Source organism: Protofrankia sp. CiP1_Cm_nod4, assembly GCF_982290645.1.
Map to the genome: position 1 here is coordinate 3,255 of NZ_CEVIVC010000078.1, position 589 is coordinate 3,843.

1 pseudogene is annotated in these 589 nt (G+C 70.8%); it reads left to right on the plus strand.

The annotated features are described in order from the left end of the window. Positions 1 to 212 precede the first annotated feature (212 nt). Positions 213 to 589 (plus strand): annotated as a pseudogene (locus AC5LSR_RS15315) (cytochrome c biogenesis protein CcdA); the annotation flags it as partial.

Consider the following 589-nt stretch of genomic DNA (forward strand, 5'->3'; position numbering starts at 1 on the left):
CATCAGAACATGAACGGCGTCAGGATGGGCCATCCGAACGCTGGCCGTACGGATGTCGGCCGTGTGGTCGTCGGTGACACGGACGCCGGCCATACGGATGTCGGCGGCGCAGACGCCGGCGGCGTGGGCGCTCGTGGCACTGTGAGCGGTGACAGGATCGGCGGTGTTGTCCGGTTGGGAGAAATCCCGGTCCGGCTGGAGGGAGTCCCGCGGTGAGCGTCACGTCGTTCGTCGCGGACGGGCCTCTGCTGCTCGCCGCACCGGTCGCGGCGGTGGCGGGGCTGTTGTCATTCCTGTCGCCGTGTGTGCTGCCGCTCGTGCCGGGATACCTGTCCTTCATCACGGGGCTGTCCGGTGAGGAACTGGCCGCCCGCCCCTCAGCCGGCGTCGGCCCCCCGTCAGCAGCGGCTGATGCTTCGTCGCTGGTCGCTGATGCCGCGTTGCCAGCGGTCGCCTCCTCAGCGGTGGCTGGCAGCACGGCGCTGGCGGCTGCTTCCTCGGTGGTGCTGGTCGGAGCCTCGCCACCAGCGGTCGGTGGCCGGCTGGCAGGACCGCGACCCGCTGCCGGTACCAGCCCCGATACCGGTAA